This is a genomic window from Streptomyces sp. NBC_00252 (assembly GCF_036187565.1).
Lineage (GTDB): Bacteria > Actinomycetota > Actinomycetes > Streptomycetales > Streptomycetaceae > Streptomyces.
The window spans coordinates 6,056,979-6,077,388 of record NZ_CP108087.1; the positions used below are offsets into that span (position 1 = coordinate 6,056,979).

32 protein-coding genes are annotated in these 20,410 nt (G+C 66.3%); 31 read left to right on the forward strand and 1 reads right to left on the reverse strand.

From position 1 onward, the window contains the following. Nucleotides 1–12: 12 nt before the first annotated feature. Complete coding sequence (locus OHT77_RS26785) at nucleotides 13–2,049, forward strand: hypothetical protein (protein WP_328831001.1); 2,037 nt, start codon at nucleotides 13–15, stop codon at nucleotides 2,047–2,049. A gap of 221 nt (nucleotides 2,050–2,270) precedes the next feature. Beyond that, on the forward strand, nucleotides 2,271–2,570 hold the full coding sequence (locus OHT77_RS26790; protein ID WP_328831002.1) for a hypothetical protein: 300 nt from the start codon (nucleotides 2,271–2,273) through the stop codon (nucleotides 2,568–2,570). Here the strand turns inward: OHT77_RS26790 and OHT77_RS26795 are convergent. Further along, nucleotides 2,531–3,976, reverse strand: a complete 1,446-nt coding sequence (locus OHT77_RS26795; RefSeq protein ID WP_328831003.1) for a S41 family peptidase — start codon at nucleotides 3,974–3,976, stop codon at nucleotides 2,531–2,533. The genes OHT77_RS26790 and OHT77_RS26795 overlap by 40 nt on opposite strands. A 561-nt stretch (nucleotides 3,977–4,537) precedes the next feature. Here OHT77_RS26795 and rpsJ point away from each other — a divergent pair. The 29 genes from rpsJ (at nucleotide 4,538) to OHT77_RS26940 (ending at nucleotide 20,267) form a co-directional block, all read left to right on the forward strand. Next, a complete protein-coding gene (gene rpsJ, locus OHT77_RS26800) occupies nucleotides 4,538–4,846 on the forward strand; it encodes a 30S ribosomal protein S10 (RefSeq protein WP_003948644.1) in 309 nt (102 codons plus the stop codon). Nucleotides 4,847–4,863: 17 nt separating this feature from the next. Beyond that, complete coding sequence (gene rplC / locus OHT77_RS26805) at nucleotides 4,864–5,508, forward strand: 50S ribosomal protein L3 (protein ID WP_033280016.1); 645 nt, start codon at nucleotides 4,864–4,866, stop codon at nucleotides 5,506–5,508. A 5-nt stretch (nucleotides 5,509–5,513) separates the two neighbouring features. After that, nucleotides 5,514–6,170, forward strand: coding sequence for a 50S ribosomal protein L4 (rplD, locus tag OHT77_RS26810; protein WP_328831004.1), 657 nt, complete (start codon nucleotides 5,514–5,516; stop codon nucleotides 6,168–6,170). Further along, entirely contained in the window at nucleotides 6,170–6,589 is a 420-nt protein-coding gene (gene rplW / locus OHT77_RS26815; protein ID WP_266769358.1) for a 50S ribosomal protein L23, read from the forward strand. The genes rplD and rplW overlap by 1 nt, the downstream gene beginning before the upstream one ends. Before the next feature lie 50 nt (nucleotides 6,590–6,639). Then, nucleotides 6,640–7,476, forward strand: coding sequence for a 50S ribosomal protein L2 (gene rplB, locus OHT77_RS26820; RefSeq protein ID WP_266769356.1), 837 nt, complete (start codon nucleotides 6,640–6,642; stop codon nucleotides 7,474–7,476). Between the two features lie 12 nt (nucleotides 7,477–7,488). Next, nucleotides 7,489–7,770 (forward strand): 30S ribosomal protein S19, encoded by a 282-nt coding sequence (gene rpsS, locus OHT77_RS26825; protein ID WP_019055518.1) that lies wholly within the window; start codon nucleotides 7,489–7,491, stop codon nucleotides 7,768–7,770. Nucleotides 7,771–7,810: 40 nt separating this feature from the next. Further along, entirely contained in the window at nucleotides 7,811–8,158 is a 348-nt protein-coding gene (gene rplV, locus OHT77_RS26830; RefSeq protein WP_003974262.1) for a 50S ribosomal protein L22, read from the forward strand. Next, nucleotides 8,158–9,021, forward strand: a complete 864-nt coding sequence (rpsC, locus tag OHT77_RS26835) for a 30S ribosomal protein S3 (RefSeq protein WP_266769355.1) — start codon at nucleotides 8,158–8,160, stop codon at nucleotides 9,019–9,021. The genes rplV and rpsC overlap by 1 nt, the downstream gene beginning before the upstream one ends. Before the next feature lie 5 nt (nucleotides 9,022–9,026). Beyond that, nucleotides 9,027–9,446, forward strand: a complete 420-nt coding sequence (gene rplP / locus OHT77_RS26840) for a 50S ribosomal protein L16 (protein WP_010986348.1) — start codon at nucleotides 9,027–9,029, stop codon at nucleotides 9,444–9,446. Further along, nucleotides 9,446–9,670 (forward strand): 50S ribosomal protein L29, encoded by a 225-nt coding sequence (gene rpmC, locus OHT77_RS26845; RefSeq protein WP_003998824.1) that lies wholly within the window; start codon nucleotides 9,446–9,448, stop codon nucleotides 9,668–9,670. Before rplP ends, rpmC begins: the two co-directional genes overlap by 1 nt. Beyond that, nucleotides 9,670–9,954, forward strand: a complete 285-nt coding sequence (rpsQ, locus tag OHT77_RS26850; RefSeq protein ID WP_266769353.1) for a 30S ribosomal protein S17 — start codon at nucleotides 9,670–9,672, stop codon at nucleotides 9,952–9,954. The genes rpmC and rpsQ overlap by 1 nt, the downstream gene beginning before the upstream one ends. A gap of 101 nt (nucleotides 9,955–10,055) precedes the next feature. Continuing rightward, on the forward strand, nucleotides 10,056–10,424 hold the full coding sequence (gene rplN, locus OHT77_RS26855; protein WP_003998823.1) for a 50S ribosomal protein L14: 369 nt from the start codon (nucleotides 10,056–10,058) through the stop codon (nucleotides 10,422–10,424). Between the two features lie 2 nt (nucleotides 10,425–10,426). Then, entirely contained in the window at nucleotides 10,427–10,750 is a 324-nt protein-coding gene (gene rplX, locus OHT77_RS26860) for a 50S ribosomal protein L24 (protein ID WP_019072281.1), read from the forward strand. Beyond that, nucleotides 10,750–11,307, forward strand: coding sequence for a 50S ribosomal protein L5 (gene rplE, locus OHT77_RS26865; protein ID WP_033280020.1), 558 nt, complete (start codon nucleotides 10,750–10,752; stop codon nucleotides 11,305–11,307). The genes rplX and rplE overlap by 1 nt, the downstream gene beginning before the upstream one ends. A 5-nt stretch (nucleotides 11,308–11,312) precedes the next feature. Then, a complete protein-coding gene (locus OHT77_RS26870; RefSeq protein ID WP_003948630.1) occupies nucleotides 11,313–11,498 on the forward strand; it encodes a type Z 30S ribosomal protein S14 in 186 nt (61 codons plus the stop codon). Between the two features lie 209 nt (nucleotides 11,499–11,707). Further along, complete coding sequence (gene rpsH, locus OHT77_RS26875) at nucleotides 11,708–12,106, forward strand: 30S ribosomal protein S8 (RefSeq protein WP_057607912.1); 399 nt, start codon at nucleotides 11,708–11,710, stop codon at nucleotides 12,104–12,106. Nucleotides 12,107–12,128: 22 nt separating this feature from the next. Further along, a complete protein-coding gene (gene rplF, locus OHT77_RS26880) occupies nucleotides 12,129–12,668 on the forward strand; it encodes a 50S ribosomal protein L6 (RefSeq protein ID WP_328831005.1) in 540 nt (179 codons plus the stop codon). A gap of 3 nt (nucleotides 12,669–12,671) precedes the next feature. Continuing rightward, on the forward strand, nucleotides 12,672–13,055 hold the full coding sequence (gene rplR / locus OHT77_RS26885; RefSeq protein ID WP_019055526.1) for a 50S ribosomal protein L18: 384 nt from the start codon (nucleotides 12,672–12,674) through the stop codon (nucleotides 13,053–13,055). 37 nt (nucleotides 13,056–13,092) lie between these two features. Further along, a complete protein-coding gene (gene rpsE, locus OHT77_RS26890) occupies nucleotides 13,093–13,698 on the forward strand; it encodes a 30S ribosomal protein S5 (protein WP_006376045.1) in 606 nt (201 codons plus the stop codon). After that, complete coding sequence (gene rpmD / locus OHT77_RS26895; RefSeq protein ID WP_006376032.1) at nucleotides 13,698–13,880, forward strand: 50S ribosomal protein L30; 183 nt, start codon at nucleotides 13,698–13,700, stop codon at nucleotides 13,878–13,880. Before rpsE ends, rpmD begins: the two co-directional genes overlap by 1 nt. A gap of 2 nt (nucleotides 13,881–13,882) precedes the next feature. Then, nucleotides 13,883–14,338 (forward strand): 50S ribosomal protein L15, encoded by a 456-nt coding sequence (gene rplO, locus OHT77_RS26900; protein ID WP_328831006.1) that lies wholly within the window; start codon nucleotides 13,883–13,885, stop codon nucleotides 14,336–14,338. A 168-nt stretch (nucleotides 14,339–14,506) separates the two neighbouring features. Next, on the forward strand, nucleotides 14,507–15,820 hold the full coding sequence (gene secY, locus OHT77_RS26905) for a preprotein translocase subunit SecY (protein WP_328831007.1): 1,314 nt from the start codon (nucleotides 14,507–14,509) through the stop codon (nucleotides 15,818–15,820). After that, a complete protein-coding gene (locus OHT77_RS26910; protein ID WP_266769344.1) occupies nucleotides 15,820–16,485 on the forward strand; it encodes an adenylate kinase in 666 nt (221 codons plus the stop codon). Before secY ends, OHT77_RS26910 begins: the two co-directional genes overlap by 1 nt. 103 nt (nucleotides 16,486–16,588) lie before the next feature. Further along, complete coding sequence (gene map / locus OHT77_RS26915; protein ID WP_328831008.1) at nucleotides 16,589–17,425, forward strand: type I methionyl aminopeptidase; 837 nt, start codon at nucleotides 16,589–16,591, stop codon at nucleotides 17,423–17,425. A 225-nt stretch (nucleotides 17,426–17,650) separates the two neighbouring features. Beyond that, a complete protein-coding gene (infA, locus tag OHT77_RS26920; RefSeq protein ID WP_003948620.1) occupies nucleotides 17,651–17,872 on the forward strand; it encodes a translation initiation factor IF-1 in 222 nt (73 codons plus the stop codon). A 59-nt stretch (nucleotides 17,873–17,931) separates the two neighbouring features. Further along, a complete protein-coding gene (rpmJ, locus tag OHT77_RS26925) occupies nucleotides 17,932–18,045 on the forward strand; it encodes a 50S ribosomal protein L36 (protein ID WP_003998809.1) in 114 nt (37 codons plus the stop codon). A 205-nt stretch (nucleotides 18,046–18,250) separates the two neighbouring features. Next, a complete protein-coding gene (gene rpsM, locus OHT77_RS26930) occupies nucleotides 18,251–18,631 on the forward strand; it encodes a 30S ribosomal protein S13 (RefSeq protein ID WP_019055531.1) in 381 nt (126 codons plus the stop codon). 69 nt (nucleotides 18,632–18,700) lie between these two features. After that, nucleotides 18,701–19,105 carry a 30S ribosomal protein S11 gene (gene rpsK, locus OHT77_RS26935; protein ID WP_003956432.1) on the forward strand — a complete coding sequence of 135 codons (405 nt, stop codon included), beginning with the start codon at nucleotides 18,701–18,703 and terminating at the stop codon, nucleotides 19,103–19,105. Nucleotides 19,106–19,244: 139 nt separating this feature from the next. Beyond that, nucleotides 19,245–20,267 carry a DNA-directed RNA polymerase subunit alpha gene (locus OHT77_RS26940; protein WP_019055532.1) on the forward strand — a complete coding sequence of 341 codons (1,023 nt, stop codon included), beginning with the start codon at nucleotides 19,245–19,247 and terminating at the stop codon, nucleotides 20,265–20,267. Nucleotides 20,268–20,410 lie beyond the last annotated feature (143 nt).

A 20,410-nucleotide genomic window follows, 5' to 3' on the forward strand; every position in this document is an offset into this window, starting at 1 on the left:
GCAACCGGGCGCATGCCGACGTATCACGAGATCATGACCACCGACCTCGCCGCGCTGACCACCGCGGCCGAGCGCTGGGACGGCATGGCGGGCGAGTTCGAGAAACAGGAGACGGCGTACCGGCGGGATGTGCACGGCATCTCGATGGGTACGTCGTGGACGGGGCTCAGCGCCGACGCGGCGAACGCCCGCTTCGACATCACGCTGAAGGAGTTCCAGTACGCGCAGACGGAGGCCAAGGGGATCGCCTCGCTGCTGCGGGACGCGCACGAGCGTTTCGTGGAGTTACGGGGCCGGGTGGTGGCGGCCCGGTGGGACGCCGTCCGGGCCGGCATGCAGGTCTCCGACTCCGGTGTGGTGAGCCCGAGTTCGGACCGGCCGGACACCCCCGGTGACCCCAGGGCCGCAGAGCCGTGGCAGGACCGGATCACCAAGGCGGTGCGGGATGTGACGGACGCGGACGAGGGGGTCCGGGTCGCGTTGGCGGGGGTGGTGGTCGACTCCGAACTGCTCGCCGGTGGGCGGGGGTTCAACGGCAGGGCGGTCGGCGACGTCGAGGTGTACGAGGCGGTGGAGGCGGAGGGGTATCTGCGGAAGCTGAGCGGGGGAGGCGACCTGTCGGCCTCTCAACTCGCCGAGCTGGAGAGGTCGTTCCGGGACAACGCCGAGGACGAGCGATTCTCCAGGATGGTCCTGGACGACCTGGGCCCCACCGGCACGCTCAAGCTCGCCAACGAACTGAACGACCGCATCCACGTCCAGTGCGGGGCGGGGGCCGGCTCCTGCTCGGCGATCGAGACGGGCCTGGCGAACGCGCTCGCCACGGCGACGAAGGACACGAGGTCGGCGTGGTACCGGAAGTGGCGTGCGGGGATGCGGCACGCGGGTGTCGAGCACTACGCCACGGATGCGCAGGGTCTCCACCTGGACAAGGCGGTCGGCTATCAGTCACTGGTCACGCTGATGCGGCAGGGCCACGGCTACTCCTCGGGGATGGTCGAGGACCTGACCGGGGACATGATCGCGGCGGAGAAGAAGCATCCCGGGATCTGGCGGGTGAAGGGTACGTATGCCGGGGCGGGTGGAGGTTGGTTCGCCAACGACCCCGTCGACGGCATGCTCGGCATCATGAGCCGTGACCCTGCGGAGGCCGCGCGTTATCTGCATTCCGACGCCCACATGAAGTACCTGATGAAGGACCGCGACTGGAATGTCACCCTGAATGACGAGGGGGTCTCCAAGGGCGGTCACTATGTGCCCCGGCTGGACGGGGACGACCGGGTCGGATTCGGGGCGGCGTTGCAGGCGGGGGCCACGGGGATCGATCCTGCGGATCCGGGTGGGGTGCGGCATGGGGACCGGGCCACGCATGACGCGGTGTTCAAGTCGGCGCTCACGTATTTGTCGGACAGCGGGGATGAGTTCCCGGCTTCGTTGCGGCGGCCGATGGCGAACATTCTGGTCAATCACGGGGGGACTGTGCATGCGGCCATGAGCGAGGTCGACGTCGCCCATTCACCCTTGGACCAGCATCGGCTCTTCGAGGTCGCGAAGCAGGTGTCCAAGGACGAGGGCGCGTACGGGGTGCTGAACGGCGGGATGAACCAGTCCCTGGTGTCGGACATCCACCACGACCACTCCAACTCACCCGCGTCCTTGACCCGCGCCGGCCGAACCGTCGGCTTCCTGGAGGAGGCCCGGGTACAGGCTGCGGGCGACCCAAAGGTCGCCGAGTTCGAGACCAAGCCGTTCTTCGACAAGGCGATCAGTTTTATCCCCGTGGCCAGTGGCGATATCCAGACGGGGTTCGACTACGTGACGGATCAGTGGCTGGCTGATGAGCAGCGGCGGTTGGACAGCAAGCAGGCGGACGAGAACGTTCAGGCGTACAGCAGGAGGAACGGCCAACTGATGGCTCTCGCGGGTGAGTGGAAGAAGGTTCATCAGGCGGGTGGCGATCCGTACTACAACCCCAAGGAGGAGATCGGCAGATCCGCCCGAGACGGGATGGCGCATGCCACTGGAATGTCCGGAGAACGAGCCACGTGAAAGCTCTCCGGTTCCTGATCGTGTTGTTGTTGTCCATCCTCGCGTTGTCGTGCAGTACTTCCACGCATCACGAGGTTCCGAAGGCGATTTGCGGGACTCCCGTCGACCCCGCTCTCACGCGTCGGCTTGTGGCGTCCACGAACGCGTTTCACGAGTACAACCGAGTCGATCGGTCCGAAGCGATCACAGCTCCCTGCGTCCTTCTGTCGGACCGTGATCCTGTGCTCGAGTTCCGTTTCTCGTGGGACGACACGGCAACGGACCTGATGTACTTGGCGACGGGCGCCGGGTCCATCTCACGGGTCACGGAACCGCGGAGTTTCGACCTTGGCTACAAGTCGATCGGCGGCACCGACGGAGCTATCTCGATCGAGCGGTGCAAAACCACCGGCGGCAACTACTTCACCCTCACCCTCCAAGTCCCCCAGATCCCCCTCACGGACCAGACCCACCGCAAGGACATCGAGAGGTTCATGCGGGCCTACTTTCCGGCGACCCTCAAGACGCTGGGATGCAGGTGACCGGCTGGCCCCGTGAACCCGCCGTGGCTCAGCATCCGCACCCCCACCGAAAACCCGGAATCCCGCCCCGCCGCGAACTCCTCCTCCGTGAACACCGGGACCCGTACCTCCGGTGGGATCCCCGTTCCGTCGAACGTCTGGCCGGAGTCGGTGAGGAACTCCTCGTTCGGGAGCCAGGCGGCCATGTCGTTGGGGAGGGTGCGGGTCAGGATGTCCGAGAAGACGCCTTGGGTGGGTTGGCCGATGCGGAGGGTGTGGCCGGGGCGGTTCATCAGGGCCTGGGTGAAGGTCTCGCCTGCGCTGACCGTCGAGCCGCCGGTCAGGATGGCGAGCGGGCCCGTGTAGTGGGGGGATGCCGACGGGCGTACCGGGATCTGTTCGGGGTGGGTGTGGTGGGACGGGTCCCTCGGGTCGTTGCGGGCGCGCTTCGTGTACGCGATGTACGGGGTGTCCGTCAGGCGGGACGCGATGTGGAGGCCCATGGCGTCGGAGCCGCCGCCGTTGACGCGGAGGTCGATGATCAGGCCGTGCAGTCGGCCCACCCGGGCCGGGGTGAGGATCGTGTCCAACGCCTTGGTCAGGGCGGCCAGTTGGGACTCGTACGACGCTCCCTCCTGGGGGAGGTAGCCGCTGAAGCCCGAGATGCGGAGGTAGCCCAGGTGGTCGGCGCCGCGTAGGTCCGCGTACGTGATGCGGCCGTTGGCGAAGTCCTGGTGGTACGGCGCCCCCGCCAGGTCGTGCTGTTCGATGAACTTCTTTGTCCTGGCGCCCAGTTGGGGGCTCGGCAGCTCCGTGCCGGGGCGGCCCGTGCCGAACAGGTCGCCGCCGTCCTGGACCGCGACGTGCGCGTCGTGCAGCGGGCGCACCATCGCGCTGAAGATGTCGAACAGTTCCGCCCTGCTCGTGTCCGCGTGGACCCGCGGGCGGTACTCGGCCCGCACCGCACGCCAGTCGACGCCCTTCGCCGCGAAGAAGGGGTAGTTCTCCTCGAAGGACTGCCAGAAGACGTCGAAGGAGGTCAGCGGGTCAGGCGGCAGGTGGGTTGTGCAGGCCGGCGGCAGGGACTCGATGCGGTGGAGTTGTTTGTGGCCCGCCGAGCTCGCCGTCGCCACCGACGCGTGGTTCGCGTCCCTGCCCGGCGTGACCGTCAGGACGTCGCCCTTCACCGTGTACGTCCCCGGGCCCGTCCGCCGGGCCGTATCCCCCTTGAGGCAGCTCACGGCGGTGGTCTGGTACTCCTGGTACGTCCCGTGGGTGACGGCGACGACCGTGCCGTAGCCGTCCATCCGCCACAGGCCTTCGGTCGAGGGGCGGCCCCCGCCACCGGAGGCCGTGGCCGGGGCCGCGAGCCCCGCGGTCAGGAGCAACGTCAGGGCGGCGGCTGTGGACGCGGTGGTGATACGCACGTTCTGTTCTCCCCGTGGTGCGGCTGCGCACATCTGTGTGCCTCATCACCGTGGCCGTCGGGTCACTGTCCCGGCCATCCGGCACACCCGTGCATCGGGGTGAGGAAAACCCCCGGTGGGCGGGGGTCGCGGGAGCGTGTGTTTGACCTACGTCACTCCGGGGGTAATCTCTACGCCCCGATTGGCCAGCCGCCTGCGCCATATGGCAGACTGTCGGAGTTGCTCGGTCGAGTGTTGATGCTGCGCGCCTCCCGTCGGGAGGACCGGAAGCGAGTCCCACGGTACTCGTCGTCCCAACTGCCTCACGGCAGCGCTGGGACGGACGTACGGGAATCTTTCGGGAAGTGTCAGTGCGGCGCCGGCCAGGCACCCGGTGGGCTTCTTCGCCCTCGGCTTGCGGTTCCGGAAGGGCCGTGCTTTCCCAGTAGGGAAGTTCCGTTATGGGACTTCTGTGTCGGTGAGAGCGCGACACACCCGACCGCGTGGGTCGGAGGAATCGAAGAGAGCAGAAGGGCACACCGGGGTGCAGAGCGTTACTAGAGACAGGACTACTGAGTAGCCATGGCGGGACAGAAGATCCGCATCCGGCTCAAGGCCTACGACCACGAGGTCATCGACTCCTCGGCGAAGAAGATCGTCGAGACGGTGACGCGCACTGGTGCGTCGGTCGCGGGCCCGGTGCCGCTGCCCACTGAGAAGAACGTGTACTGCGTCATCAAGTCGCCGCACAAGTACAAGGACTCGCGCGAGCACTTCGAGATGCGCACGCACAAGCGCCTGATCGACATCCTCGACCCCACCCCCAAGACCGTTGACTCTCTGATGCGACTCGACCTCCCGGCCGGTGTCGACATCGAGATCAAGCTCTAGGGGCCGGTGAGCTGAAGATGGCTAAGCAGATCAAGGGCATCCTGGGCGAGAAGCTCGGCATGACGCAGGTGTGGGACGAGAACAACCGTGTTGTTCCGGTCACCGTCGTCAAGGCCGGCCCGAACGTCGTGACCCAGGTCCGTACGAACGACAGTGACGGCTACGAGTCGGTCCAGATCGCCTTCGGCGAGATCGACCCGCGCAAGGTGAACAAGCCCCTCAAGGGCCACTTCGCCAAGGCCGATGTCACGCCGCGTCGCCACCTCGTCGAGATCCGCACCGCGGGCGCCTCCGAGTACACGCTCGGCCAGGAGATCACCGCTGAGGTGTTCGAGGCCGGCGTCAAGGTCGACGTGACCGGCAAGAGCAAGGGCAAGGGCTTCGCCGGTGTCATGAAGCGCCACAACTTCCGTGGCCTCGGCGCCGGTCACGGTGTCCAGCGCAAGCACCGCTCTCCCGGCTCCATCGGTGGCTGTGCCACCCCGGGCCGTGTGTTCAAGGGCGTCCGCATGGCGGGCCGCATGGGCAACGAGCGGGTCACCACCCAGAACCTGACCGTTCACGCTGTTGACGCGGAGAAGGGACTGCTCCTCATCAAGGGAGCCATCCCGGGTCCGAACGGCGGCCTCGTCCTGGTCCGTACCGCGGCCAAGGGGGCCTGAGGACTATGAGCACCATTGACATTCTGTCGCCCTCCGGCGACACAGCCGGGACTGTAGAGCTCCCGGCCGAGATCTTCGACGTCGAGAAGATCAGCATCCCGCTGCTTCACCAGGTCGTCGTCGCGCAGCTGGCCGCCGCCCGTCAGGGCACGCACAAGGTCAAGCGTCGTGGCGAGGTCCGCGGTGGTGGTAAGAAGCCGTACCGCCAGAAGGGCACCGGCCGCGCCCGTCAGGGTTCGACCCGCGCCCCGCAGTTCGCCGGCGGTGGCGTCGTGCACGGCCCGACGCCGCGCGACTACTCGCAGCGGACCCCGAAGAAGATGAAGGCCGCGGCCCTGCGTCACGCCCTCACCGACCGGGCCCGCAACGCTCGTATCCACGTCGTCACCGGCGTGATCGAGGGCGAGACCCCCTCCACCAAGGCCGCCAAGAGCTTCCTCGGCAAGGTCAGCGAGCGCAAGAACGTGCTCCTGGTCATCGAGCGCTCCGACGAGGCCGCGCTGCTTTCCGCGCGCAACCTGCCCCAGGTCCACATCCTGGAGCCGGGCCAGCTGAACACGTACGACGTTCTCGTCTCGGACGACGTGGTCTTCACCCAGGCCGCTTTCGAGTCCTTCGTGTCTGGCCCCCAGGCCGCTGACACCGAAGGGAGCGAAGCCTGATGGCTACGCGTCACCCGAGTATTGCCTCCAAGGCGGCCAAGGCCGCCAAGGCCGCGCGCGTCGCCAAGGCGAAGCGTCACGAGGCCGAGGGCAAGAACACCGTCGAGACGCCGATCAGCAAGTCGTTCACGGACCCCCGTGACGTGCTGCTGAAGCCGGTCGTCTCGGAGAAGAGCTACGCGCTCCTCGACGAGGGCAAGTACACCTTCATCGTGGCCCCGGGCGCCAACAAGACCCAGATCAAGCAGGCCGTCCAGGCGGTCTTCTCGGTCAAGGTCACCGGGGTCAACACGATCAACCGCCAGGGCAAGCGCAAGCGCACCAAGACCGGTTTCGGTCAGCGCGCGGGCTCCAAGCGCGCGATCGTGACCCTCGCTGAGGGCGACCGTATCGACATCTTCGGCGGTCCGTCCGCGTAAGCGGGTCGGAGCGTCCAGATAATCGGGAAAGTTCCGAGGACTGAGAGACAATGGGAATCCGCAAGTACAAGCCGACTACGCCGGGCCGCCGTGGCTCCAGCGTCGCCGACTTCGTCGAGGTCACGCGGTCCACGCCGGAGAAGTCGCTGGTTCGCCCGCTGCACAGCAAGGGCGGCCGTAACAATTCCGGTCGTGTGACCGTTCGCCACCAGGGTGGCGGACACAAGCGCGCCTACCGAGTCATCGACTTCCGTCGCCATGACAAGGACGGCGTGCCGGCGAAGGTCGCGCACATCGAGTACGACCCCAACCGCACCGCGCGCATCGCGCTGCTGCACTACGCGGACGGCGAGAAGCGCTACATCCTCGCCCCCCGCAACCTGTCGCAGGGCGACCGCGTCGAGAACGGTCCCGGGGCCGACATCAAGCCGGGCAACAACCTGGCGCTCCGCAACATCCCGGTCGGTACCACGATCCACGCGATCGAGCTCCGTCCCGGTGGCGGCGCCAAGTTCGCCCGCTCCGCCGGTGCCTCGGTGCAGCTGCTCGCGAAGGAGGGCTCGATGGCCCACCTTCGTATGCCTTCCGGTGAGATCCGCCTGGTCGACCAGCGCTGCCGCGCCACGGTCGGCGAGGTCGGCAACGCCGAGCAGAGCAACATCAACTGGGGCAAGGCAGGCCGCAAGCGTTGGCTGGGCGTCCGCCCGTCCGTCCGCGGTGTTGCGATGAACCCGGTCGACCACCCGCACGGTGGTGGTGAGGGCAAGACCTCCGGTGGTCGCCACCCGGTCTCGCCGTGGGGTCAGAAGGAGGGTCGTACTCGCTCGCCGAAGAAGGCATCGAGCAAGTACATCGTCCGCCGCCGCAAGACGAACAAGAAGCGCTAGGAGCGGGTTTAGATGCCGCGCAGTCTCAAGAAGGGGCCCTTCGTCGACGGCCACCTCATCAAGAAGGTGGACGTACAGAACGAGGCCGGTTCCAAGAACGTCATCAAGACCTGGTCCCGCCGCTCGATGATCGTCCCGGCCATGCTCGGCCACACGATCGCGGTGCACAACGGCAAGACCCACATCCCGGTGTTTGTCACCGAGTCGATGGTCGGCCACAAGCTCGGCGAGTTCTCGCCGACGCGCACCTTCCGGGGTCACGTCAAGGACGACCGGAAGTCGAAGCGCCGCTAGCGCGGGGTGAACGACCATGACAAACACTGAAGGGACAACCATGGAAGCCAGGGCCCAGGCGCGGTACATCCGCGTCACGCCCATGAAGGCCCGCCGAGTGGTGGACCTCATCCGTGGCATGGACGCCACGGAGGCTCAGGCGGTCCTGCGTTTCGCCCCGCAGGCCGCGAGCGTGCCGGTCGGCAAGGTGCTGGACAGCGCCATTGCCAACGCCGCGCACAACTACGACCACACCGACGCCGACAGCCTCTTCATTTCCGAGGCGTACGTCGACGAGGGTCCGACCCTGAAGCGGTTCCGGCCGCGTGCCCAGGGCCGTGCCTACCGGATCCGCAAGCGGACCAGCCACATCACCGTGGTCGTCAGCAGCAAGGAAGGAACCCGGTAATGGGCCAGAAGGTTAACCCGCACGGGTTCCGGCTCGGCATCACCACGGACTTCAAGTCCCGGTGGTACGCCGACAAGCTGTACAAGGACTACGTCAAGGAAGACGTCGCCATCCGTCGGATGATGACGTCCGGCATGGAGCGCGCCGGCATCTCGAAGGTGGAGATCGAGCGCACCCGTGACCGCGTGCGTGTGGACATCCACACCGCTCGTCCGGGCATCGTCATCGGCCGCCGTGGCGCCGAGGCCGACCGCATCCGCGGCGACCTCGAGAAGCTCACGGGCAAGCAGGTCCAGCTGAACATCCTCGAGGTCAAGAACCCCGAGACGGATGCCCAGCTGGTCGCGCAGGCCGTCGCCGAGCAGCTCTCCTCCCGCGTCTCCTTCCGCCGCGCCATGCGTAAGAGCATGCAGTCGGCGATGAAGGCCGGCGCCAAGGGCATCAAGATCCAGTGCGGCGGTCGCCTCGGCGGCGCCGAGATGTCCCGCTCGGAGTTCTACCGCGAGGGCCGCGTGCCCCTGCACACGCTCCGCGCGAACGTGGACTACGGCTTCTTCGAGGCCAAGACGACCTTCGGCCGTATCGGTGTGAAGGTCTGGATCTACAAGGGCGACGTCAAGAACATCGCCGAGGTCCGCGCCGAGAACGCCGCTGCCCGTGCGGGTAACCGCCCGGCGCGTGGTGGCGGCGCGGGCGGCGACCGCCCGGCCCGCGGCGGTGGCCGCGGTGGCGAGCGTGGCGGCCGTGGCCGCAAGCCGCAGCAGCAGTCCGCGCCGGCTGCCGAGGCCCCCAAGGCCGAGGCTCCCGCCGCTGCCGCTCCGGCCGAGGCTGCGCCCTCTTCTACTGGCGGAACGGAGGCCTGACCGAAATGCTGATCCCCCGTAGGGTCAAGCACCGCAAGCAGCACCACCCCAAGCGTCGTGGTCAGGCCAAGGGCGGTACGCAGGTTTCGTTCGGCGAGTACGGCATTCAGGCCCTCACGCCGGCGTACGTGACGAACCGCCAGATCGAGGCCGCCCGTATCGCGATGACCCGCCACATCAAGCGTGGCGGCAAGGTCTGGATCAACATCTACCCGGACCGCCCGCTCACGAAGAAGCCTGCCGAGACCCGCATGGGTTCCGGTAAGGGTTCTCCCGAGTGGTGGATCGCGAACGTGCACCCGGGCCGGGTCATGTTCGAGCTGTCCTACCCCAACGAGAAGATCGCCCGTGAGGCCCTCACTCGCGCAGCCCACAAGCTGCCGATGAAGTGCCGGATCGTCAAGCGCGAGGCAGGTGAAGCGTGATGTCGGCCGGTACCAAGGCGTCCGAGCTGCGCGAACTGGGTGACGAGGAGCTTCTCGCGAAGCTCCGCGAAGCCAAGGAAGAGCTGTTCAACCTCCGCTTCCAGGCGGCGACCGGTCAGCTCGAGAACCACGGTCGGCTCAAGGCCGTCCGTAAGGACATCGCGCGGATCTACACCCTGATGCGTGAGCGCGAGCTGGGCATCGAGACGGTGGAGAGCGCCTGATGACTGAGAGCAACGTGACCGAGCAGAAGACCGACCGCGGTTTCCGCAAGACCCGTGAGGGTCTCGTCGTCAGCGACAAGATGGACAAGACCGTCGTCGTCGCCGTCGAGGACCGCGTGAAGCACGCGCTGTACGGCAAGGTCATCCGCCGTACGAACAAGCTCAAGGCCCACGACGAGCAGAACGCCGCAGGCGTCGGCGACCGCGTCCTCCTCATGGAGACGCGTCCGCTGTCCGCGACGAAGCGCTGGCGCATCGTCGAGATCCTCGAGAAGGCCAAGTAATTCCTGCGGGGCTAACCCCGCAGGACAGTTCCGCCAGGCTCGGGGCGGGTGTGTAAGTTGCGCAGCCGCCCCGGGAACCGGCAGACAAACAGGAGATAGACGTGATCCAGCAGGAGTCGCGACTGCGCGTCGCCGACAACACTGGTGCGAAGGAAATCCTTTGCATCCGTGTGCTCGGTGGCTCCGGTCGCCGCTACGCGGGCATCGGTGACGTCATCGTCGCCACCGTCAAGGACGCGATCCCCGGTGGCAACGTGAAGAAGGGTGACGTCGTCAAGGCCGTCATCGTTCGCACCGTCAAGGAGCGCCGCCGTCCGGACGGCTCGTACATCCGCTTCGACGAGAACGCCGCCGTCATTCTGAAGAACGACGGCGACCCTCGCGGCACCCGCATCTTCGGCCCGGTCGGGCGCGAGCTGCGCGAGAAGAAGTTCATGAAGATCATCTCGCTGGCTCCGGAGGTGCTGTAAGCATGAAGATCAAGAAGGGTGACACGGTTCAGGTCATCACCGGCAAGGACAAGGGCAAGCAGGGCAAGGTCATTGCCGCTTACCCGCGCGACGAGCGCGTCCTGGTCGAGGGTGTGAACCGGGTCAAGAAGCACACCAAGGCAGGCCCCACCGCCAAGGGTTCGCAGGCCGGTGGCATCGTCACGACCGAGGCGCCGATCCACGTCTCCAACGTCCAGCTGGTCGTTGAGAAGGACGGCAACAAGGTCGTCACGCGTGTCGGCTACCGCTTCGACGACGAGGGCAACAAGGTTCGCGTTGCCAAGCGGACGGGTGAGGACATCTGATGACTACCACCACCACTCCGCGTCTCAAGACGAAGTACCGCGAGGAGATCGCGGGCAAGCTGCGTGAGGAGTTCTCCTACGAGAACGTCATGCAGATCCCCGGCCTCGTCAAGATCGTGGTGAACATGGGTGTCGGCGACGCCGCCCGTGACTCCAAGCTCATGGACGGTGCCGTCCGTGACCTGACCACGATCACCGGTCAGAAGCCGGCCATCACCAAGGCCCGCAAGTCCATCGCGCAGTTCAAGCTGCGCGAGGGTCAGCCGATCGGTGCCCACGTCACGCTCCGTGGCGACCGCATGTGGGAGTTCCTGGACCGCACCCTGTCGCTCGCGCTTCCGCGCATCCGCGACTTCCGTGGTCTGTCTCCCAAGCAGTTCGACGGTCGTGGCAACTACACCTTCGGTCTCACCGAGCAGGTCATGTTCCACGAGATCGACCAGGACAAGATCGACCGCGTCCGGGGTATGGACATCACCGTGGTGACCACGGCGACCAACGACGCCGAAGGCCGTAGCCTTCTCCGTCACCTCGGCTTCCCCTTCAAGGAGGCGTAAGCGAGATGGCGAAGAAGGCTCTGATTGCCAAGGCTGCTCGTAAGCCCAAGTTCGGTGTGCGTGGCTACACCCGCTGCCAGCGCTGCGGCCGCCCGCACTCCGTGTACCGCAAGTTCGGCCTCTGCCGCGTGTGCCTTCGTGAGATGGCTCACCGTGGCGAGCTGCCGGGCGTGACCAAGAGCTCCTGGTAGTCCGGTACTTCCGGACTCCCGAAGCTCTCGGTAAGTAAAGGGCTCGGTCAGGTGCCCACCTCTCCATGGCTTAGGCTAGGAGGGTTGGGCGCCTGACGCCCAGACGACTTACTACGCCGTAGGTCCACCGCACCGCACCCGCCTCGTCTCGGATCGAGGAGAGGGATGGGCACCTGGAAACCCCGGCGAGAGAGGCCGAAGGCCAATTCATGACCATGACTGATCCGATCGCAGACATGCTTACGCGTCTGCGGAACGCGAACTCGGCATACCACGACTCAGTGACGATGCCGGCATCGAAGATCAAGTCGCACATCGCGGAGATCCTCCAGCAGGAGGGCTTCATCACGGGCTGGAAGGTCGAGGACGCCGAGGTCGGCAAGAGCCTCGTTCTCGAGCTGAAGTTCGGCCCGAACCGTGAGCGCTCCATCGCGGGCATCAAGCGGATCTCCAAGCCCGGTCTCCGGGTGTACGCGAAGTCCACCTCCCTGCCCAAGGTGCTCGGTGGCCTCGGCGTGGCGATCATCTCCACGTCGCACGGTCTCCTCACCGACAAGCAGGCCGGCAAGAAGGGCGTAGGCGGAGAAGTTCTCGCCTACGTCTGGTAGCGGAAGGGAAACGGAAGAAGCTATGTCGCGTATTGGCAAGCTCCCCATCACGGTTCCCGCCGGCGTGGACGTCACCATCGACGGCCGTACGGTCTCGGTCAAGGGCCCCAAGGGCTCGCTGACCCACACCGTCGCAGCGCCGATCGACATCGCCAAGGGTGAGGACGGCGCGCTCAGCGTCACCCGCCCCAACGACGAGCGTCAGAACAAGGCCCTGCACGGCCTGTCCCGCACGCTGGTGGCGAACATGATCACCGGCGTGACCGAGGGTTACGTGAAGAAGCTCGAAATCAGTGGTGTCGGTTACCGCGTCGCGGCCAAGGGCTCGAACCTCGAGTTCGCGCTCGGCTACAGCCACTCGATCACCGTCGAGGCGCCCGAGGGCATCTCGTTCAAGGTCGAGAACCCGACGCACTTCTCGGTCGAGGGCATCGACAAGCAGAAGGTCGGCGAGGTTGCGGCGAACATCCGCAAGCTGCGCAAGCCCGACCCGTACAAGGCCAAGGGCGTCAAGTACGAGGGCGAAGTCATCCGGCGCAAGGTCGGAAAGGCGGGTAAGTAAGCCATGGCATACGGTACGAAGATCGCTAAGGGCGACGCTTACAAGCGTGCTGCCATCAAGCGTCGTCACATCCGCATCCGGAAGCACATTTCCGGTACGGCTGAGCGTCCGCGCCTGGTCGTGACCCGCTCCAACCGCCACATCGTGGCCCAGGTCATCGACGACATCAAGGGTCACACCCTGGCGTCGGCGTCGACCCTGGACACCTCGATCCGCGGCGGCGAGAGCGACAAGTCCGCGCAGGCCAAGTCGGTCGGCGCCCTGGTCGCCGAGCGCGCCAAGGCCGCCGGTGTCGAGGCTGTCGTATTCGACCGTGGCGGCAATCAGTACGCGGGGCGCATCGCCGCCCTGGCGGACGCCGCCCGCGAAGCCGGACTGAAGTTCTAGTCGCTTCCGTAGCTAGCGGAAAGAGAGAGGTAATCCAATGGCTGGACCCCAGCGCCGTGGAAGCGGTGCCGGTGGCGGCGAGCGGCGGGACCGGAAGGGCCGTGACGGCGGCGCTGCTGCCGCCGAGAAGACCGCGTACGTTGAGCGCGTAGTCGCGATCAACCGCGTCGCCAAGGTTGTCAAGGGTGGTCGTCGCTTCAGCTTCACCGCGCTCGTCGTGGTGGGCGATGGTGACGGCACCGTCGGTGTCGGTTACGGCAAGGCCAAGGAGGTGCCGGCCGCGATCGCCAAGGGTGTTGAAGAGGCCAAGAAGCACTTCTTCAAGGTCCCCCGTATCCAGGGCACCATCCCGCACCCGATCACGGGCGAGAAGGCCGCGGGCGTCGTCCTGCTCAAGCCTGCCTCCCCCGGTACCGGCGTTATCGCCGGTGGCCCGGTGCGTGCAGTGCTCGAGTGCGCCGGCGTTCACGACATCCTGTCGAAGTCGCTCGGCTCGTCCAACGCGATCAACATCGTGCACGCGACCGTGGCGGCCCTCAAGGGCCTGCAGCGTCCCGAGGAGATCGCGGCCCGCCGCGGTCTGCCCCTCGAGGACGTCGCCCCCGCGGCTCTCCTTCGTGCACGTGCCGGGGCGGGTGCGTAATGGCTCGCCTCAAGGTCACGCAGACGAAGTCGTACATCGGCAGCAAGCAGAACCACCGTGACACGCTGCGGTCCCTTGGTCTCAAGGGGATCAACACCGTGGTCGTCAAGGAGGACCGCCCCGAGTTCCGCGGAATGGTGCACACCGTCCGCCACCTCGTGACGGTTGAGGAGGTCGACTGATCATGGCGGAGAACAACCCGCTCAAGATCCACAACCTCCGTCCCGCCCCGGGCGCCAAGACCGCCAAGACCCGTGTGGGTCGTGGTGAGGCGTCGAAGGGTAAGACGGCCGGTCGTGGAACCAAGGGTACGAAGGCCCGTTACCAGGTTCCGGAGCGCTTCGAGGGTGGCCAGATGCCCCTCCACATGCGTCTCCCGAAGCTGAAGGGTTTCCGTAACCCGTTCAAGACCGAGTTCCAGGTCGTGAACCTCGACAAGCTGGGCGCGCTGTACCCCGACGGTGGCGAGGTCACCGTCGAGGGTCTCGTCGCCAAGGGTGCCGTTCGCAAGAACAGCCTCGTCAAGGTGCTCGGCCAGGGCGAGATCTCCGTGGCGCTGCAGGTGACGGTGGACGCCGTCTCCGGTTCCGCCAAGGAGAAGATCACCGCCGCGGGCGGTACCGTCACCGAGCTCGTCTGAGCGCGATGACATAAGCGATCCCGACCGGGGATACCCCATAACGGGGTATCCCCGGTTGGTCGTTCCACGGGGGCAGTGTCGCCGGTAAGGTGGCCTGCACTGTTCTTATTCGTCGAACCTCAAGACCGTCACCCTTGACGCACGCGCGCGGGGGTCGCAGGAGGCACCGTGCTCACCGCGTTCGCCCGGGCGTTCAGGACGCCCGACCTGCGCAAGAAGCTGCTCTTCACGCTCGGCATCATCGTGGTCTACCGGGTCGGTACCCACGTTCCGATCCCCGGCGTCAACTACACGGCCGTACAGCAGTGTGTGACCGAGGCCTCCGGCAACCAGGGCCTCTTCGGTCTCGTCAACATGTTCTCCGGCGGTGCGCTGCTGCAGATCACGGTCTTCGCGCTCGGCATCATGCCGTACATCACGGCAAGCATCATTCTGCAGCTGCTGACCGTGGTGATCCCGCGTCTGGAAGCCCTCAAGAAAGAGGGCCAGGCCGGTACGGCGAAGATCACTCAGTACACGCGCTATCTGACCGTCGCGCTCGCGATCCTTCAGGGCACCGGCCTGGTGGCCACCGCCCGCAGCGGCGCCCTCTTCTCCGGCTGCACGGTCGCGACGAGCATCGTCCCCGACCGCGCCATCTTCACGACCATCACCATGGTCGTCACCATGACCGCCGGCACCGGCGTCGTGATGTGGCTCGGCGAGCTCATCACCGACCGCGGCATCGGCAACGGCATGTCGATCCTGATGTTCATCTCGATCGCGGCCACCTTCCCGTCCGCGCTGTGGACCATCAAGAAGCAGGGCACGCTGGCCGGCGGCTGGATCGAGTTCGGCACCGTCATCCTCGTCGGCCTGGTGATGGTCGGCCTGGTGGTCTTCGTCGAACAGGCCCAGCGCCGCATCCCCGTGCAGTACGCGAAGCGCATGATCGGCCGCCGTTCCTACGGCGGTACGTCGACCTACATCCCGCTGAAGGTCAATCAGGCGGGTGTGATTCCCGTCATCTTCGCGTCGTCGCTGCTCTACATCCCGGCTCTGGTCGCGCAGTTCTCGAGCGGCGACGCCGCCTGGAAGACCTGGGTGACGCAGAACCTGACCAAGGGTGACCACCCGATCTACATCACCGCGTACTTCCTCCTGATCGTTTTCTTCGCGTTCTTCTACGTGGCGATCTCGTTCAACCCCGAGGAAGTAGCGGACAACATGAAGAAGTATGGTGGCTTCATCCCGGGCATCCGGGCTGGCCGACCGACCGCTGAGTACCTGAGTTACGTACTCAACCGGATCACCTGGCCGGGTTCGCTGTACTTGGGTCTGATCGCTCTCGTCCCGACGATGGCGTTGGTTGGCTTCGGGGCAAGCCAGAACTTCCCGTTCGGTGGCACCAGCATCCTGATCATCGTGGGTGTGGGTCTGGAGACGGTGAAGCAGATCGAGAGCCAGCTCCAGCAGCGCAATTACGAAGGGTTCCTCCGCTGATGCGAATCGTCCTCGTCGGGCCGCCGGGTGCCGGTAAGGGAACGCAGGCTGTGCGTCTCGCCAAGACGCTGCACATCCCGCACATCTCCACGGGCGACCTCTTCCGTGCCAACATCAGTCAGGCCACGGAACTCGGCAAACTGGCGAAGTCCTACATGGACGCGGGCAACCTGGTCCCGGACGAGGTCACCATCGCGATGGCCAAGGACCGCATGGAGCAGCCGGACGCGGTCAACGGCTTTCTCCTGGACGGGTTTCCGCGCAATGTGTCGCAGGCCGAGGCGCTGGACGAGCTGCTGAAGACCGAGGGCATCAAGCTGGACGCGGTCCTGGACCTGGAGGTCCCGGAGGACGAGGTGGTCCGGCGCATCGCCGGCCGCCGCATCTGCCGCAAGGACTCCAGCCATGTCTTCCACGTGACCTACAGCCCCCCGCAGCAGGACGGCGTCTGTGACGTCTGCGGCGGCGAGCTGTACCAGCGTGACGACGACTCCGAGGACACGGTCCGTACGCGCCTCGAGGTCTACCACACGCAGACCGAGCCGATCATCGACTACTACAAGGCCCAGGGCCTGGTGGTCACGATCTCCGCGCTGGGTCCGGTGGACGAGGTCACGGAGCGGGCGCTCGACGCGCTGAAGCGCGAGGACGAGGGCGACAAGTAGTCGTCAGGCAGATCCGGCCGCGGTGCCCGCAGGGGTGCCGCGGCCGTACTGTTGTACAGATACATCACCGGTAGGACGCGGAAGACGGAGAGCGCAGGCCCCCATGGTGCAGATCAAGACCCCCGAGCAGATCTCCAAGATGCGCGAGGCGGGGCTGGTCGTCGCCGCGATCCACGCGGCCACGCGTGAGGCGGCCGTACCCGGAGCGAGCACGAAGGACCTGGACGAGGTGGCCCGCAAGGTCCTCGCGGACCACAACGCGAAGCCGAACTTCCTCGGCTACGGCGGCTTCCCCGCGACGATCTGCACCTCGGTCAACGAGGTCGTCGTCCACGGCATCCCCTCCGAGGACGTCGTCCTGAAGGACGGCGACATCATCTCCATCGACTGCGGCGCGATCATCGACGGCTGGCACGGGGACGCGGCGTACACCGCGTTCGTCGGCTCCGGCCACTCCCCGGAGCTCATCGAGCTGTCCCGGGTGACCGAGGAGTCGATGTGGGCCGGGATCGCCGCGATGAAGGTCGGCAACCGCCTCGTCGACATCTCCCGTGCCATCGAGACGTACATCCGCCGGCAGCCGAAGCCGGGCGGCGGGAAGTACGGGATCGTCGAGGACTACGGCGGTCACGGCATCGGTACCGAGATGCACATGGACCCGCACCTGCTGAACTACGTGGAGAAGCGGCGGGGCAAGGGGCCCAAGCTGATTCCCGGGTTCTGTCTCGCGATCGAGCCGATGGTGTCCTTGGGGACCCCGAAGACCGAGGTGCTCTCCGACGACTGGACGGTCATCACGACCGACGGGACGTGGTCCTCGCACTGGGAGCACTCGATCGCTCTCACGGAGGAGGGGCCGCTCGTGCTGACGGCTCCTGACGGGGGCAAGGCGAAGCTGGCCGAGTACGGGATCACGGCCGCGCCGGATCCGCTCGCGTAGTTCGTCGTCCGCGCGCCGGTGGGGGCTGGTCGCGCGGTTCCTCGCGCCCCCAAAAAAGCCTCCGCGTGCTTAGTGATCTCCGCTCTGGGGCATCCTTCCTCGATTCGTCTTTCCGAGTGGCCTGACGTAGACTGACTCGTCGGCTCTCGTGCAGCCGCATGTCCGCATGCACCCCGCAAGGGGACGCACTGAGTCGATCAAGGTAGTCGATTCGAAGGGCGAAGCGTGGCCAAGAAGCAAGGTGCCATCGAGATCGAAGGCACTGTCGTCGAGTCTCTCCCGAACGCCATGTTCAAGGTGGAGCTCCAGAACGGCCACCAGGTCCTGGCACACATCAGCGGCAAGATGCGTATGCACTACATCCGCATCCTCCCTGACGACCGGGTCGTGGTGGAGCTGTCTCCGTACGACCTGACGCGTGGCCGGATCGTCTACCGCTACAAGTAGATCTTGCCCAGGTTCCGCGCAAGCGGCGCCGAAGGCAACTGACCCGGAGAACCTCACCAATGAAGGTCAAGCCGAGCGTCAAGAAGATCTGCGACAAGTGCAGGGTGATCCGCCGTCACGGTCGGGTCATGGTCATTTGCGAGAACCCGCGCCACAAGCAGCGCCAGGGCTGACGCAGGACCTTCCCTCTGCATCTTTCGCAGAGTTTCGCGCGACGCGAGCAGTACATGTTCATACGCAGGACCCGGGCGTAGTAGGCGCCCGACACCCCCGGCTCGGAGGCTGGGGACCCACGCCGTACCAAATCTTCCGCGGAAGAGGCCGGCGGCTGGGAGCCGGTTCTGCGGAAGACCTCCGAAGATCAACTGGAGCCATTGAATGGCACGCGTTTCCGGTGTCGACATCCCGCGCGAAAAGCGTGTGGAGGTCGCCCTCACCTACGTGTTCGGCATTGGTCGGACCCTTTCCCAGCTGACGCTGGCCGAGACCGGCATCGACCCCAACACCCGCGTTCGCGACCTCTCGGAAGAGCAGCTCGTCGCGATTCGTGAGTACGTCGACGCCAACATCAAGACCGAGGGTGACCTCCGTCGCGAGATCCAGGCCGACATCCGCCGCAAGGTGGAGATCGGCTGCTACCAGGGTCTCCGTCACCGTCGTGGTCTGCCCGTCCGCGGTCAGCGCACCAGCACGAACGCTCGTACCCGCAAGGGTCCGCGTCGCGCCATCGCCGGCAAGAAGAAGCCGGGCAAGAAGTAGTCCGCAGCGGACAACGCTTCACCAGCGGTCTTCGCTGTAGGACCGACCACCTCCCCGTAGGAGTAATAGATGCCCCCCAAGGGTCGTCAGGGCGCTGCCAAGAAGGTGCGCCGCAAGGAAAAGAAGAACGTCGCTCACGGCCACGCGCACATCAAGAGCACGTTCAACAACACGATCGTCTCGATCACGGACCCCTCGGGCAACGTGATCTCCTGGGCCTCCGCCGGCCACGTCGGCTTCAAGGGCTCGCGCAAGTCCACCCCCTTCGCCGCGCAGATGGCCGCCGAGTCGGCCGCCCGTCGCGCGCAGGAGCACGGCATGCGCAAGGTTGACGTCTTCGTGAAGGGCCCGGGCTCCGGTCGCGAGACCGCGATCCGCTCCCTCCAGGCCACTGGCCTCGAGGTCGGCTCCATCCAGGACGTCACCCCCACCCCGCACAACGGCTGCCGTCCGCCGAAGCGCCGCCGCGTCTGACGCACGGTTCGCCTGAGGTTTCGGGCGGTACGGCTCGTAAGGGTCGTGCCGCCCGTACCCTTGTAGCTGTATCAACGCCGGGCTGACACCCGGTGGCAAGGGCGTCAAATAGCGGGCGCCCATGACAGAAGGATCGAACATGCTGATTGCTCAGCGCCCCTCGTTGACCGAAGAGGTCGTCGACGAGTTCCGCTCCCGGTTCGTCATCGAGCCGCTGGAGCCGGGCTTCGGCTACACCCTCGGCAACTCCCTCCGTCGTACGCTCCTCTCCTCGATCCCCGGCGCTGCTGTCACCAGCATCCGGATCGACGGTGTCCTGCACGAGTTCACCACCGTGCCGGGCGTCAAGGAGGACGTCACCGACCTGATCCTCAACATCAAGCAGCTGGTCGTCTCCTCGGAGCACGACGAGCCGGTCGTGATGTACCTGCGCAAGCAGGGCCCGGGTCTGGTCACCGCCGCCGACATCGCGCCCCCGGCCGGTGTCGAGGTGCACAACCCCGACCTCGTCCTCGCCACGCTCAACGGCAAGGGCAAGCTGGAGATGGAGCTCACGGTCGAGCGTGGCCGCGGTTACGTCTCCGCCGTGCAGAACAAGCAGGTGGGCCAGGAGATCGGCCGTATTCCGGTCGACTCCATCTACAGCCCCGTGCTGAAGGTCACGTACAAGGTCGAGGCCACGCGTGTCGAGCAGCGGACCGACTTCGACAAGCTCATCGTCGACGTCGAGACGAAGCAGGCCATGCGTCCCCGTGACGCCATGGCGTCGGCCGGCAAGACCCTGGTCGAGCTGTTCGGTCTCGCCCGCGAGCTGAACATCGACGCCGAGGGCATCGACATGGGCCCGTCCCCGACGGACGCCGCCCTTGCCGCCGACCTCGCTCTGCCGATCGAGGAGCTGGAGCTCACGGTCCGCTCCTACAACTGCCTCAAGCGCGAGGGCATCCACTCCGTGGGTGAGCTCGTGGCGCGTTCCGAGGCCGACCTCCTGGACATCCGCAACTTCGGTGCGAAGTCCATCGACGAGGTCAAGGCGAAGCTGGCCGGCATGGGCCTGGCCCTGAAGGACAGCCCGCCCGGATTCGACCCGACGGCCGCGGCGGACGCGTTCGGCGCGGACGACGACGTGGACGCCGGGTTCGTCGAGACCGAGCAGTACTGATCGATTTTCGGGTGCGGGAGCGCTACACCGCCCCGCGCCCCTTCCGGGAGCGGCCCTTCGGGGCTGCTCCCGGATCTCCGACGGGCAATCGCCCGCTCGGACACTGACCTCGGTACCTGATACGGCCGGGGCAGACACTGAGG